General features: G+C 73.2%; 8 protein-coding genes. 3 read left to right on the top strand and 5 right to left on the bottom strand.

Annotated features, from left to right (window positions below; all coding sequences use genetic code 11):
* Nucleotides 1–38 precede the first annotated feature (38 nt).
* From CTE05_RS15900 to CTE05_RS15910, 3 genes are read left to right on the top strand one after another with little or no spacing between them, the layout of a single operon-like run.
* The gene (locus CTE05_RS15900) at nucleotides 39–1,022 is read left to right on the top strand and encodes a quinone oxidoreductase family protein (protein ID WP_146847354.1); all 984 of its coding nucleotides are present in this window, start codon (nucleotides 39–41) and stop codon (nucleotides 1,020–1,022) included.
* Nucleotides 1,019–1,759 (top strand): DsbA family oxidoreductase, encoded by a 741-nt coding sequence (locus tag CTE05_RS15905; RefSeq protein WP_246123697.1) that lies wholly within the window; start codon nucleotides 1,019–1,021, stop codon nucleotides 1,757–1,759. Before CTE05_RS15900 ends, CTE05_RS15905 begins: the two co-directional genes overlap by 4 nt.
* Nucleotides 1,760–1,819: 60 nt before the next feature.
* Nucleotides 1,820–3,106, top strand: coding sequence for a TrpB-like pyridoxal phosphate-dependent enzyme (locus CTE05_RS15910; RefSeq protein ID WP_146847289.1), 1,287 nt, complete (start codon nucleotides 1,820–1,822; stop codon nucleotides 3,104–3,106).
* Nucleotides 3,107–3,156: 50 nt separating this feature from the next.
* Here the strand turns inward: CTE05_RS15910 and CTE05_RS15915 are convergent, their stop codons facing one another.
* The 5 genes from CTE05_RS15915 to CTE05_RS15935 all read right to left on the bottom strand — a co-directional run bounded on the left by CTE05_RS15915 (nucleotide 3,157) and on the right by CTE05_RS15935 (nucleotide 13,582).
* Nucleotides 3,157–8,094 carry an ExeM/NucH family extracellular endonuclease gene (locus CTE05_RS15915; RefSeq protein WP_146847290.1) on the bottom strand — a complete coding sequence of 1,646 codons (4,938 nt, stop codon included), beginning with the start codon at nucleotides 8,092–8,094 and terminating at the stop codon, nucleotides 3,157–3,159.
* Between the two features lie 195 nt (nucleotides 8,095–8,289).
* The gene (gene pheT, locus CTE05_RS15920; protein WP_146847291.1) at nucleotides 8,290–10,848 is read right to left on the bottom strand and encodes a phenylalanine--tRNA ligase subunit beta; all 2,559 of its coding nucleotides are present in this window, start codon (nucleotides 10,846–10,848) and stop codon (nucleotides 8,290–8,292) included.
* Complete coding sequence (locus tag CTE05_RS15925) at nucleotides 10,848–11,891, bottom strand: phenylalanine--tRNA ligase subunit alpha (RefSeq protein WP_146847292.1); 1,044 nt, start codon at nucleotides 11,889–11,891, stop codon at nucleotides 10,848–10,850. Before CTE05_RS15925 ends, pheT begins: the two co-directional genes overlap by 1 nt.
* A 243-nt stretch (nucleotides 11,892–12,134) precedes the next feature.
* Complete coding sequence (thpR, locus tag CTE05_RS15930; protein ID WP_146847293.1) at nucleotides 12,135–12,767, bottom strand: RNA 2',3'-cyclic phosphodiesterase; 633 nt, start codon at nucleotides 12,765–12,767, stop codon at nucleotides 12,135–12,137.
* Nucleotides 12,764–13,582, bottom strand: coding sequence for a TrmH family RNA methyltransferase (locus CTE05_RS15935; RefSeq protein WP_246123698.1), 819 nt, complete (start codon nucleotides 13,580–13,582; stop codon nucleotides 12,764–12,766). The genes thpR and CTE05_RS15935 overlap by 4 nt, the downstream gene beginning before the upstream one ends.

The raw sequence follows: 13,582 nt of genomic DNA on the forward strand, positions 1-13,582 counted from the left end.
TTCCGGAAGATCGTCGCGTGTCGCCGCGTTCCCCCAACGTGCGCGCCATCCGAGCCACCGCCGCAGGCGGTCCCGACGTCCTCGAGCTCGCCGAGCTCCCCGACCCCGAGCCCGCCGCCGACGAGGTCCTCGTCCGGGTCGCGGCCGCCGGGGTCAACTTCATCGACACGTACCGCCGGTCCGGCGTGTACACGATGACCTTCCCGCACGTCGTGGGGTCGGAGGGCGCCGGCACGGTCGTCGCCGTCGGCGCCGACGTCAGCGAGATCGCCGTCGGCGACCGCGTCGCGTGGTCGTCGGCGCCCGGGTCGTACGCCGAGCTCGTGGCCGTGCGCGCGTCGAAGGCGCTCCTCGTGCCCGAGGGGGTCTCCGACCAGGTCGCCGCGGCGCTCCCTCTGCAGGGGCTCACGGCGCACTACCTGGTGACCTCCACGTTCCCCGTCCAGGCCGGGCACGACGTGCTCGTGCACGCGGCTGCCGGAGGCGTCGGCCTCCTGCTCACCCAGCTGGCGGCGCAGCGGGGCGCGCGCGTGATCGCGACCGTGGGCAGCGTCGAGAAGGAGCGCCTGGCCCGCGAGGCCGGCGCAGCCGACGTGATCCGGTACCGCGAGCTCGACGACCTCACCCGCGACCTGCCCGCCGAGGTGCGCGCGCTGACCGGCGGCCGGGGCGTGCACGCCGTCTTCGACTCCGTCGGCAAGGACACGTTCGACGCGTCCCTGGCCTCGCTGCACCGCCGCGGGACGCTCGTCCTGTTCGGCGGCTCGTCGGGTCCCGTCCCGCCGGTCGACCCGCAGCGGCTCAACGCGGCCGGCTCGCTCTTCCTGACCCGCCCCACGCTCGACGACCACATCGCCACCCGCGACGAGCTCGACTGGCGCGCGCGCGAGCTGTTCGACGCCGTGCGCGCCGGTGCGCTCGACGTGCGCGTCGGCGCCACGTTCCCCCTGGCCGACGCGGCCGACGCCCACCGCGCGCTCGAGTCGCGCTCCACCACCGGAAAGGTCCTCCTGCTCCCGTGACGATCAACGTCCTCCCTGCTGTCCGCACGCTGAACGTCGAGGTCTGGTCCGACATCGCCTGCCCCTGGTGCTACATCGGCAAGCGTCGCTTCGCCACGGTGCTGGCCGACTTCCCGCACCGCGAGCACGTCGAGGTGACCTGGCGCGCCTACGAGCTGTCGCCGAGCACGCCGGTGGGCCCCGGGCGGCCCGAGATCGAGATGCTGGCTGCCCTCAAGGGCATCCCGCACGACCAGGTGAAGCGCATGTTCGCGCAGGTCACGGCGGTGGCAGCGGGCGAAGGCCTCGCGTACGACTTCGACCGCGCGCTCGCCGTCAACACGTTCGCCGCGCACCGCCTGGTCCACCTCGCCCGGACCACCGGTGGAGCCGACCTGGCCGAGCGCACGTTGGAGGCCCTCTTCTCGGCGCACTTCGAGCACGGCGCCGACCTCGGCGACGACGACACGCTGGTCCGGATCGTCAGCGCCGCGGGCGTCGACGCCGACGAGGCGCGCGCCGCGCTGGGGGACGACACCGGGGCCGACGCCGTCCGCGCCGACGAGGACGAGGCGCGCGCCCTGGGCGTCACCGGTGTGCCGTTCTTCGTGGTGGACCGCCGGATCGCCGTGTCCGGTGCGCAGCCGGCCGACGTGTTCGCGCGGCTGCTGGAGACGGCGTGGCGCGACGCGAACCCGGTCCAGGTGCTGGCGACGGCCGACGGGGCGGCCTGCGTCGACGACGCCTGCGCCATCTGACGGGGACGAACCGGGCGATACGGTGGCGCTGCGCACTGCCGCGCCTACCCGGAGGCTCTGATGACGACGTCGCTCCTCGACACCCTCGGCGTGACCGTCCCCTCGACGGTCCCCACGCACTGGTACAACCTGGCGGCCGACCTGCCGTCGCCCTGTCCCCCGGCACTGCACCCGGGGACGCGTGAACCGCTGACGCCGGACGACCTGGCGCCGCTGTTCCCGATGGCGCTGATCCTGCAGGAGGTCAGCACCGAGCGCTGGGTCGAGATCCCGGAGCCTGTCCGGGAGATCTACGCGCTGTGGCGACCGTCCCCGCTGATCCGCGCCCGCCGCCTGGAGCGCGCGCTCGGCACCCCGGCGCGGATCTACTACAAGTACGAGGGCGTCAGCCCGGTCGGGTCGCACAAGCCGAACACGGCCGTCGCGCAGGCGTACTACAACGCGGCCGAGGGCATCACGCGGCTCACCACCGAGACGGGTGCCGGGCAGTGGGGCGCGTCGCTGGCCATGGCGTGCGCGCTGCTGGGGCTGACGTGCGAGGTGTGGCAGGTCCGCGCGTCGTACGACGCCAAGCCGTACCGCCGGATGCAGATGGAGACGTACGGGAGCATCTGCCACCCGTCGCCGTCCGACCTCACCAACGCCGGCCGCGCGATGCTCGCGGCCGACCCGGAGACCACCGGCTCGCTCGGCATGGCCATCAGCGAGGCGGTCGAGGCCGCCGCGAGCGACCCGGACGCGCACTACTCGCTCGGCAGCGTCCTCAACCATGTCCTCCTGCACCAGAGCGTCATCGGCCAGGAGGCCCTCGCGCAGCTCGACACGATCGAGGAGAGTGCCGACGTCGTCTTCGCGTGCGCCGGCGGAGGGTCCAACCTCGGCGGGCTCGCGTTCCCGTTCCTCGGCCGCAACCTGCGCGAGGGCGCGACGACCCGGGTCGTCGCGTGCGAGCCGGCTGCGTGCCCGTCGCTGACGCAGGGCGAGTACCGGTACGACTTCGGCGACGTCGCGGGCCTCACACCCCTGCTGAAGATGCACACCCTCGGCAAGGACTTCGTGCCGCCGCCCATCCACGCCGGTGGCCTGCGGTACCACGGGATGGCGCCCATGGTGTCCCACGCCGTCGAGCTGGGCCTGATCGACGCGATCGCCGTCGACCAGGAGACCGCGTTCGCCGCCGGCATCGAGTTCGCCCGCGCCGAGGGGATCATCCCCGCGCCGGAGTCGACGCACGCCGTCGCGGGGGCCATCGCGCACGCCCGCGCGGCCACCGAGGCCCAGACGATCGTCATCGGCCTGTCCGGCATCGGGGTCCTGGACCTGCCCGCCTACCACGACTACGTGTAGGCACGACGAAGGCCCGCGCCCCCGGCAGGGACGCGGGCCTTCGTCGTTCGTCAGCGGGTGCTGACCGGTGCGCTCGTGCTCGGGCTCACGTTCGCGGTGTCGTTCGGGACGAACGTCGCGGTGTACGTGTGCCGACCGGACGGGACCGTGCCGATCGCGATGCCCAGGACCACGTTCAGCCGCTTGACCACCGTGGTGCCCTCCCGGATCTCGACCGTGCCGGACGGCACCCGACCGTTGTTCGTCGCGACCGTCACGAACGCGACCGACGGGAGGAACCAGAGGCCGGGCGTCACCGAGAGCCCGGTCGTCGTCGTCACCTTCTCCACCACGACCGTCACCGGCGCCGACTCCGAACCCGCCACGGTGCCGGTGCCGGCGTACCGCGCCACCACGTCGTAGCTGCCCGCCGGCGTGCCCGCCGGGAGCCGCAGCGTGGCCGTGCCGTTCCGCAGCGTCGACGTCCCGAGCACCGTCTGCCCGGAGACGAACTCCACGGAGCCCGTGACCCGCTCGTCGGACTCGACCGTCGCGGTCAGCAGGACCCGGGACGTCGAGCCGTAGACCTGGCTCGACGGCGATGCCGTGAGCGTGGTGGTCGACGACGGGATGCCGGCCTCGACGGTCAGCGGGAGCGTCACCGTCGTGCCGCTCGGGCTGGCCACGAGGGTGAGCGTGTGCGCGCCCCCGCTCGTGCCCGCCGGGATGGTCACCGAGACGTCGGCGTTGCCGCCGCTGACCGGTGCCGACCCGATCGAGACCCCGTCGAGCTGCACGTCCAGGCTGGTGTTCTGCGGCGAGCCGAGGCTCGTCAGGTCCAGCTTGGTGACCGGGAACGCGAGCGTGTCACCGGCGGCGACCGTCGAGGGCACGGTCGGCACGCCGACCGCCTGGCGGGCGAAGTCCGGAGCGAGGTCCGGGTTCGCCTGCAGGTAGCTGATCCACCCGTCCCGGTCGATCAGACCGGAGTCGCGCGCACCCGTGCCCTCGGTGAACACCCGGAAGTTGTCGCCTCCGGTGATGAGGAACGAGAACGTGCCGATGCGGTAGTCGGCGGCCGGGTCGATCGGCTGACCGTCGACCGTGATGGACGTGACCCGCGACCCCGCCGGGGCGGCGTTGTCGTAGGTGTACGTCACGTTGTCCGACAGCCCCAGCTGCAGGTACGGCCGGGACGGGATCGTCCCGTCCGCGTTGGTCTGCCACTGCTGCTCCAGCATGACCTTGACCTGGGCGCCCGTGAGCGTCGTGGTCCAGAGGTTGTTGACGAACGGGAGCACCCCGTTGGCCTCGGCCGTGGTCACCACACCGTCCGGTGCGTAGAACAGGTCGGCGCGCAGGCCGCCCGGGTTGACCACGCCGATCTGCGCGCCGCCGAGGTTCTCCGGAGCGAGCGTCTCCCGCAGGGCGTTGGCCACGAGGCCGCCCAGCGTGGACTCGTTGGCCCGGTCGTCACGCGCGGTGGGCGCCGCCGTGTAGCCGTTCGGGCCGTAGGTGCCGCCCGCGTAGGCCGTGGTGATGTCGGCCGTGACCGACCCGACCGGGACCGAGCCGACCTCGTTGGCGTACGCCAGCGCCGCGGTGACGATCGTGTTGACCTCCGCGACCCGCGGGTAGGTCGCGACCAGCTGGGCCGCGAACGCCGCCTCGTTCTGCGCCGGGGTGTTGCCCGGGACGCCCGGGGCGACGAGCCGCGGCACGTTCGTCTGCGTGTGCGAGACGACCTCGTCGGTGCTCGGGTCGTAGGTGAGCACGACCTTGCCGATGAACTCGCCGTAGCTGCCGGTCTGGAGGATCGGCCGCGTCGCGTCCGGGTCACCCGGTACGGGCGCCGCCCACGCGTACTGCTTGTGGGTGTGGCCCGTGAAGATGGCGTCCACCGCGGCGGAGGTCTCCGTGACGATCTCCGCGAAGGCGCCGCCGGCGGCGACCTCCTCCTCGAGCGACGACCCGTCGGGCGTCCCGGCCCCCGCACCGTCGTGGTAGGCGGCGACCAGCACGTCGGCCTCGCCGTTGGACTCGTCACCGTCGCTCAGCTGCGCGGCGACGCGGTTGACCGCGTCTACCGGGTCGCCGAAGTCGATCGTCGTGATCCCGCCCGGGGTGACCAGCGACGGCGTCTCCTGCGTGACGGCGCCGATGACGCCGACCGAGACACCGGCCATGTCGAGGATCGTGTACTCCTCCAGCGCCGGCGTCGTGGTGCCCTTGAGGTAGACGTTCGCCCCCAGGTAGTCCCAGTCCGAGGCGGCGGCCACCCGGCCGGTGAGGTCAGCGAACCCCTTGTCGAACTCGTGGTTGCCGACTGCGGACGTGCTCAGCTCGAGGGCGTTGAGCACGTCGAGCGTGGGCTGGTCGTCCTGGACCGCCGACGCGAACAGCGACGCCCCGATGTTGTCGCCTGCCGACAGGAACGTCACCGGGTCACCCGCGGCCTCGGCTGCGGCCCGCTCCTTCTCGATGGTGCCCGCGAACTTCACGGTGTGGTTGTCGATCCGGCCGTGGAAGTCGTTGATGTCGAGCAGCGTGAGGTTCACGGGCTTGGCGGCGCCGTTGACCAGGCCGACGAGCACCGGGTCGTGGTCGGAGGACCGGTAGGCGTTCGACTCGTAGAACAGCGTGCCGTGGTAGTTGTACCGGTCGTACTGGAGCGCGATGGACTCCTCGGCGTTGATCTCCCAGATGTCCGCACCCGTGGCCCGCTCCATGGCGGGGCCGTTGAGCAGCACGTGGTCGAGCGAGCCCGACAGGCCGCTGAACGAGTAGGAGAACTGGCCGTCCGCGAGCGCGGTCGCGACGTCGGTGTACCCGGCGTCGTACAGCGTCTGCATCGGGTCCTCGAGCGTGTACGCGTTGAAGTCACCGATCAGCGCGACCGACTCCGCGGAGCCCTGCACTGTCGGCACCCAGTCGCGCAGCGCCGTCGCCTGCCGGACGCGGGACTCGTTCGAGGCGCCCTGACCGTCACCGGTGTCGGCGTCCCCGGGCCACGGACCGGCCGAACCCTTCGACTTGAAGTGGTTGACGGCGACGAAGAACGGCTCGCCCCCGCCGACCGGCGTGAAGACCTGCCCGATCGGCTCGCGGGCGTTGTTGAACGCCTGGCCGTCACCGCTCTGGTCGCCCAGCGCGCGGGAGTCCCCCGTGCGCTCGACTGCGGCGGTCTTGTAGATCAGCGCGTTGGTGATGACGTCCAGCTCCGCGGCCGGCGGCAGCTCCGTCGACGACGGGACGAACGCCCAGACGTCGGAGCCGGCGGCGGCGTTGAGGGCGTCGACCAGCGTGCCGAGCGCCTCGTCGGCCACGCCGTCGACCCTCGCCGAGTTCTCGATCTCGAGCAGACCGACCACGTCGGCGTCGAGCGCGTTGATCGCTGCGACGATCTTGTCCTGCTGCCGCTGGAGGTCGTCCGGGTCCCACGCTCCGCGCGGGTCGCAGCCGCCGTTGACGGTGACCGGGTCACCCGTGCGGTCCTTGAACGAGGTGCAGTTGGCGGTCGTCGCGCCGAGGGTCGTGAAGTAGTTGAGCACATTGAACGACGCGACCTTGAGGTCGCCGCCCACGGCGGTCGGCGCCGTCGTGCGGTCATTCTCGAACGTCACCGAGGCCGGCCCGGGAACCGTGGGGTTGAGCTTCCAGACGTTGTTGCGGAAGTCGACGACGACGGGCGCGGTGATGGTCGCGGCGGCGCCGACGCGGACCGGGTTGGCCAGCGAGACGTACGGGGGCGTCAGACCGGAGTTGGCGGCGGACAGGAAGTTGGTGGACGAGCCGTCGTCCAGCACCACGCCACGCGCGGCGTTGTCCGCGGCGGCGGCGAGCGCCTCGGCCGAGCCGGGCCGGCCGACCTCGGTGGGCTGGAGCAGCGGCAGGGTGCCGGCCGCGAGGCCGACCTCGCCGTACTGGTTGGTGGAGAACGTGTTGGTGATGGTGAGGTCACCGGTCGGCTGGAACAGCATCGACTCCAGGGCCTCGCGCGCGGCGTCCGTGGTCGGCCACGACGCGGAGACCGGGGTGACCGGGTCGGCGGCGGGCAGGTCGACCAGGTCGGCGGCCGCCGCGACGGTGATCTCGGTGAGGCCGTTGAACTCGGAGACGACACCGGTGACCTGCACGTGGTCACCGATCGCGACAGCCCCGGCGGTGGCCGACGAGAACACGAACACGGCGTCGGACGCGCCCGGTGTCGCGTCGGTCGCCCCACCGGTGCCCGGCGTCTGGATCACGTAGCCGTTGAACCCGCCCGTGGGGTACGCCGCCGTCACGACGCCGTCCGTGGTGACGGTCTGTCCGGCGAGCGGGGACGTCGCACCCGTCCCCTGGACCTCGGCGATCGTGGCCGCGACCGGGGTCGGGTCGACGGGACCGCTGCCGGCGATGCCCGGGGTCGGGGTCGCGGCGGTGAAGTCGGCTGCGTTGTTCGCGGTGTTCGTCACCGTTGCGTTGCGCGTGACCGACTGGGTGTTCGAGGCACCGAGCGCCGGGCCGCTGCCCGCATACCCGGAGGCCGCCGCGCCGTAGCCGACGAAGTCGACGACGGGGTCGAGCGCCGTGCACTCGACGCCGCCGCACGCGAGGGCCGTCGTGGAGGACACGAGGGCGACCTTGCCCGCCGTGCCGCTCATCGGGATGGTTCCCGTCGCGCTGCCGGTCACCGGCGTCGTCCCGCCCGCGCCGGCCGCCTCGACGACGACGTAGGCGGCGCCGGGGGCGATCACGCCGGTGAGCGGCGTCGTCTGCCACGTCACGCCCGCCGAGGACGCGTACTGCACCGACCAGCCCGTCACGTCGACAGGGGCGGGGCTCGCGTTCACCAGCTCGATGAAGTCGTTGGTGTAGGTGGCGCCGCTGTTGCCGCCGCCGCCGTACACCTCGTTGATCAGGACCCGTGGCGTGGTACCGACCGCGGCATGTGCAGCGCCGGCCGTGATCACCCCACCCGTCAACGCCAGAGCGAGGGCGGCGACGCCCCCGCTGATCGACTTCATCGCAGGACGCACGTCGAGCTCGCTTTCGTCGGGAACGCACAAGTGGCCGCTCGTGACGGCCTGGACAACTGTCGCTGTTCGTCCGATTCGTGGCAACTACTCGCCGGTAACTATTGAGTGAACACATCCGATGATTCGTCCGGGTACGACGCAGCCCCCGTCGACGGCTGGTCGACGGGGGCTGCGGACCGGTGATCAGGCGCGCAGCGACGCCCCGAACCGGCTGTGCGCCTCGGCCACGATCGCGTCCCGGACCGCCGCCGACTCAGCTGCGGTCAGCGTCCGGTCGGCGGCCCGCAGTCGGAGCGAGAAGGCCAGCGACTTGTGGTCCTCGCCCACCTGGGGACCGGTGTAGACGTCGAACAGCCGGACCTCCTCGACGACGTCGCCGACCGGGCTCGCAGCCGCGCCGACGCGGACCGCGTCCAGCACGTCGGCAGCCGGGACCGAGGAGGCGACCACCAGGGCGACGTCCTCCTTGTTGACGGGGAACGTCGAGACCGGCACCGCCTGGACCGGATCGGGTGACGCCGCGGCGAGCACCGCGTCCAGGTCCAGCTCGAACGCGACCGCACGAGCCGGCAGGCCGAGCGCAGTCACGACGTTCGGGTGCAGCTCGCCCGCGTGGCCGGCGAGGGTGCCGTCGGCGGTCGTCAGGCGCGCGCACCGGCCCGGGTGCCACGGCGCGTGGTCGGCGTCGGCCGCCGCGGTGAGCTCCACCCCGACGACGTCCGCGACCAGACGCGCGGCCGCGATCGCGTCGGTGTGGTCGGCCCGGCGACCGGGGCCCCACCAGCCTGCCGGCTCCCGCAGACCTGCGAGGACGCCGGCGACCCGACGTGGCTGCGGCGGCACGGCGGCGTCGATCGCCGCCAGCTCCTCGTCGGACGGGCGCACGCCGCCCGGCAGGCGTGGTGCCGCGGGCGCTCCCTCGACCGGACGCGTGACCAGGCCGAGCTCGAAGATCGCCAGGTCGGTCTCCCCCCGGCTCACGTTGCGTCGCGCCGTGTCGAGCAGCGTGACCAGCAGGTTGGTCCGCAGGTACGGCTGCTCGTCGGAGAGCGGGTTGACCAGCTTCACGGCACGGCGACGCGCGTCGTCCGCGGGCAGGTTCAGCGCGTCGAGCTGGTCGGTCCCCACGAACGGGTAGCTGAGCACCTCGACGAGGCCGGCCTCGGCCAGCGCGCGTGCGACCGAGCGCCGCGCGCGCTGACCCGAGGTCAGGCCGGCGCCTGCCGGAGCGACCGGGAGCGTCGACGGGATCGCGTCGTAGCCGCGCAGGCGGGCGACCTCCTCGACGAGGTCGACTCCCGCGACGAGGTCCGGCCGCCACGACGGTGCCGTCACCGTGACCGCGTCGGCGCCCGCGTCGGCCACCTCGCAGCCGATCGACACCAGCGTCTGCCGCACCTCGTCGGCCGTGAAGGGCACGCCGACGAGCCGCGCGGGCAGGTCGAGCGCGAGCTCGAACGACGGCACGGGCACGCGACGGTCGACGTCCGTGAGCGGACCCGCGACTCCGCCGCCGTGCTCGACGAGGAGTGCGACCGCCCGCGCGACCGCCACCGGTGGCAGCGCGGGGTCGACGCCCCGCTCGAACCGCTTCGCCGCCTCGCTGGGCAGCTTGTGGCGACGAGCCGCACGCGCGACCGTGATCGGGTCGAAGTGGGCGGCCTCGATGAGCAGGTCGGTCGTCGTCGCGCTGACCTCGCTGTCCCCGCCGCCCATGACGGCCGCGAGGCCGATCGGCCGGGCACCGCGCTCCCCGCCGGGGCTGTCGGTGATGAGCAGGTCCTCGGGGTCGAGGACGCGGTCGACGTCGTCGAGAGTCCGGATCCGCTCCCCCGGGTTCGCGCGGCGCACCACGATCGGCTCGGACAGGTGCGCCAGGTCGTAGGCGTGCAGCGGCTGGCCGAGGTCGAGCATCACGTAGTTGGTGACGTCGACGGCCAGGCTGATCGGCCGCATCCCGGCCTGCTGCAGCCGGCGCTGCATCCACGCGGGCGACGGGTCGTTCGCGCGCACGCCGCGCACGACCTGCGCGACGAAGCGGTCGGCGCCCGGGACGCCGTGGATCGGGGCGGCGTCGTCGATCTCGACCGCGAAGCCACCACCGGCGGGACGCTCGTCGCCCGAGGGCAGACCGTGGTCGGTGAACGTCGCCCCCGTCGACAGGCTGTACTCGCGCGCGACCCCACGCATCGAGAAGCAGTACCCGCGGTCCGGGGTCACGTTGATCTCGAGGACCTCCTCGCCCAGCCCGAGCAGCTCGCGCGCGTCGGTGCCGACGGGCGCGTCCAGCCCGAGCTCGGACAGCACGATGATGCCCGCGTGGTCCTCGCCGAGCCCGAGCTCGCGTGCCGAGCAGATCATCCCGTCGGACACGTGCCCGTAGGTCTTGCGCGACGCGATCGCGAACGGCCCGGGCAGGACTGCGCCCGGCAGCGCGACGACGACACGGTCACCGACGACGAAGTTGTGCGCGCCGCACACGATGCCGCGCGGGTCACCCCCGGGCTCGTTGTGCTCCGGACCGACGTCCACCCGGCACCAGTTGATCGTCTTGCCGTTCTTCTGCGGCTCCGGTGTCAGCTCCACGACCTCGCCGACGACCAGCGGACCGGTCACGGCGGCCGCATGGATGGCCTCCTCCTCCAGACCGACACGGACGAGGTCCGCCGCCAGCTGCTCGGCCGTCAGGCCTGCGGGGAGCTCGACGTGCTCGGCGAGCCACGTCAGAGGGATGCGCGGCATCAGATCTCCGTCCCGAACTGCAGGGAGAAGCGGACGTCGCCCTCCACCATGTCGTGCATGTCGGCGATGCCGTGGCGCAGCATCAGGGTGCGCTCGATGCCCATGCCGAACGCGAAGCCGGAGTAGACGTCGGGGTCCACGCCGACGGCCCGCAGGACGTGCGGGTTGACCATCCCGCAGCCGCCCCACTCGATCCAGCCGGGTCCGCCCTTCTTCTGCGGGAACCAGAGGTCCATCTCCGCGCTGGGCTCGGTGAACGGGAAGAACGACGGCCGCAGGCGCGTGCGCGCCTCGGGACCGAAGATCGCCTGCGCGAAGTGGTCCAGCGTCCCCTTGAGGTGCGCCATGGTCAGGCCCTTGTCGATCGCGAGACCCTCGACCTGGTGGAAGACGGGCGTGTGTGTGGCGTCGAGCTCGTCGGTGCGGAACACCTTGCCCGGGCACGCGATGTAGACCGGCAGCTCACGCTCCAGGAGCGCGCGGGCCTGGACCGGCGACGTGTGCGTGCGCAGCACCAGCCCGGGGGCGTCCACGAAGAACGTGTCCTGCATCTGCCGCGCCGGGTGGTCCACGCCGAAGTTCAGCGCGTCGAAGTTGAACCACTCCGCCTCGAGCTCCGGCCCCTCGGCGATCTCCCAGCCCATCGCGACGAAGATGTCGGCGATGCGCTCGGAGAGCGTCTCCAGCGGGTGCCGCGCACCCCGGGGGCGGCGGTCGGTGGGGAGCGTCACGTCGACGGACTCCTCGACGAGCACGCGCTGGTCGCGCTCGGCCTCGAGCTCGGCCTGCCGGTCCGCCAGCGCGCGGGCGAGGCGGCCCTTGGCCTGGCCGAGGAGCTTGCCCGCGGTCGCCTTGTCGGCGGGCGCAAGCCCACCGATGGCGCGGTTGGCCAGCGCGATCGGGCTGCGCTCCCCCACGTGCTCGAGGCGCGCGGACTTCAGGGCGTCGAGGTCGGCCGCGGCCGCGAGGGCCTTCAGCGCGTCCTCGACGGCGGACTCGATGCCGTCGGCGTCGAGCGGGGACAGGGCGGTGTCGTCGGACATCCTGACCTTCCAGTGGTTCTGGGCGGCCTGCACGCGAGAGCGCACGGCCTTGGCCTGTACGCGACGGCACGGCCAGCGGACAAGTCTAGAGGCGCCCGACCCAGGTCCTGGCGGCCGGTCCAGCGGTGGACGGCCTGCTCACGTGCGCGTCAGTGGCGCAGCCCGGGAACGGGCCCGGGAAATCGGCGACCACCGGCCGCCTGCGCACGCGCTGTCATGGTCGCCATGATGCCACGGCGGTGGCTACCGCCCCAGCGCAAAGGTCTCGACCCGCTCGTACAGGGGTCCCCCACCCCGACCGGCGCCGGGCGCGGACGAGACGAGGGTCAGCTCGTCGACGAGCCATCGAGGACCCTCGTAGACGGCGAGCGCGCGCACGAGGCTCGCCGCGAGGTCCTCGTCGTCCGGGACCTGCGCGTCCGGCCGCTGACCCGGTCGCGTCGAGCGCCGCCGCGGCGGACGGCTCCCGGGACGCACCCGCCCGACGGTGAGGTGCGGTCGGTCCCGTGGCCGGTTGTCGGCCACCCCGACCGCCGACTCACCCGCCTCGACGCACCCGCGCGTCACCGCGCGCTGCGACTCCACGTCCCCGCCGACCCCGACCCAGAGCGTCCGGTGCGAGAACACCCCCGCGCCGCGCAGTGCCAGCTCGTACGGCTCGATCCCCACGGCGAGCTCCGCCAGGTCGGCCGTCAGTCCGGGGACGACACCGTCGGGGACCTCGCCGTAGAACGCCACCGTGAGGTGCCAGGTCTCCCGCGCGGACCAGCGCACGGCCGACGAGGTGCCCGCCGGTGCCCCCCGCACGGATGCGAGGGCCAGGTCCAGGTGGTCGAGGACGTCGTCGGGCGGCCACACCGCGGCGAAGAGCCTCATCGCTGCGCCCGCGAGCTGGCGTACAGGCAGACGGTCGCCGCCGTCGCCAGGTTCAGCGACTCGGCGCGCCCCCGGATCGGCACCCGCACGACCGCGTCCGCGAGGGCGCGGTCCTCTTCCCGCAGCCCCCACGCCTCGTTGCCGAACACCCACGCCGTCGGGCGCGCGAGGTCGGGCACACCGTCCGGTGCGTGGCCGGCGACGTCGAGCAGGTCGTCGAGGTCGTGGTCGCCGGCGCCGTCCGCGGCGAGCACCGACAGGCCGGCGGACCGCAGCGCGGCGACGGCCACGGCCAGGTCGACGCCGGTGACGACCGGCAGGTGGAACAGGGACCCCGCCGTCGACCGGACGACCTTCGGGTTGTGCACGTCGACGCTCTCGGCGGTCAGCACCGCGGCGTCCGCCCCCGCCGCGTCGGCGGCCCGGATGACCGTCCCGGCGTTCCCGGGGTCCCGCACGTTCGCGAGCACCGCGACCAGCCGCGGTCCGGCCAGGTCCGCCAGCGTGTGCGACGTGAGCGACGCGACCGCCACGACCTGCTGCGCGTCGGGGCTCATCGCGTCGAGCACCTCCGCCGTCCCGACCGACACCCGGATCCCCCGCTGGTGGGCACGGTCGACGATCTCGGGGTACCGCTGCGCCGCCTCGGTCGTCACGTAGACGTCGTGCACCTCGGCGGCCAGCACGGCCTCACGCACCGCCTGCGGCCCCTCGACGACGAACCGTCCGGCCCGCTGCCGGACGGACCGGCCGCTCAGGGACCGCACCGCCTTCACCCGCTCGGCCCGGGGATTGGTCAGGGTGGGGGTGCTCAC

It is taken from the genome of Cellulomonas terrae (genome assembly GCF_007990265.1).
GTDB classification, from domain to species: Bacteria; Actinomycetota; Actinomycetes; order Actinomycetales; family Cellulomonadaceae; genus Cellulomonas; species Cellulomonas terrae.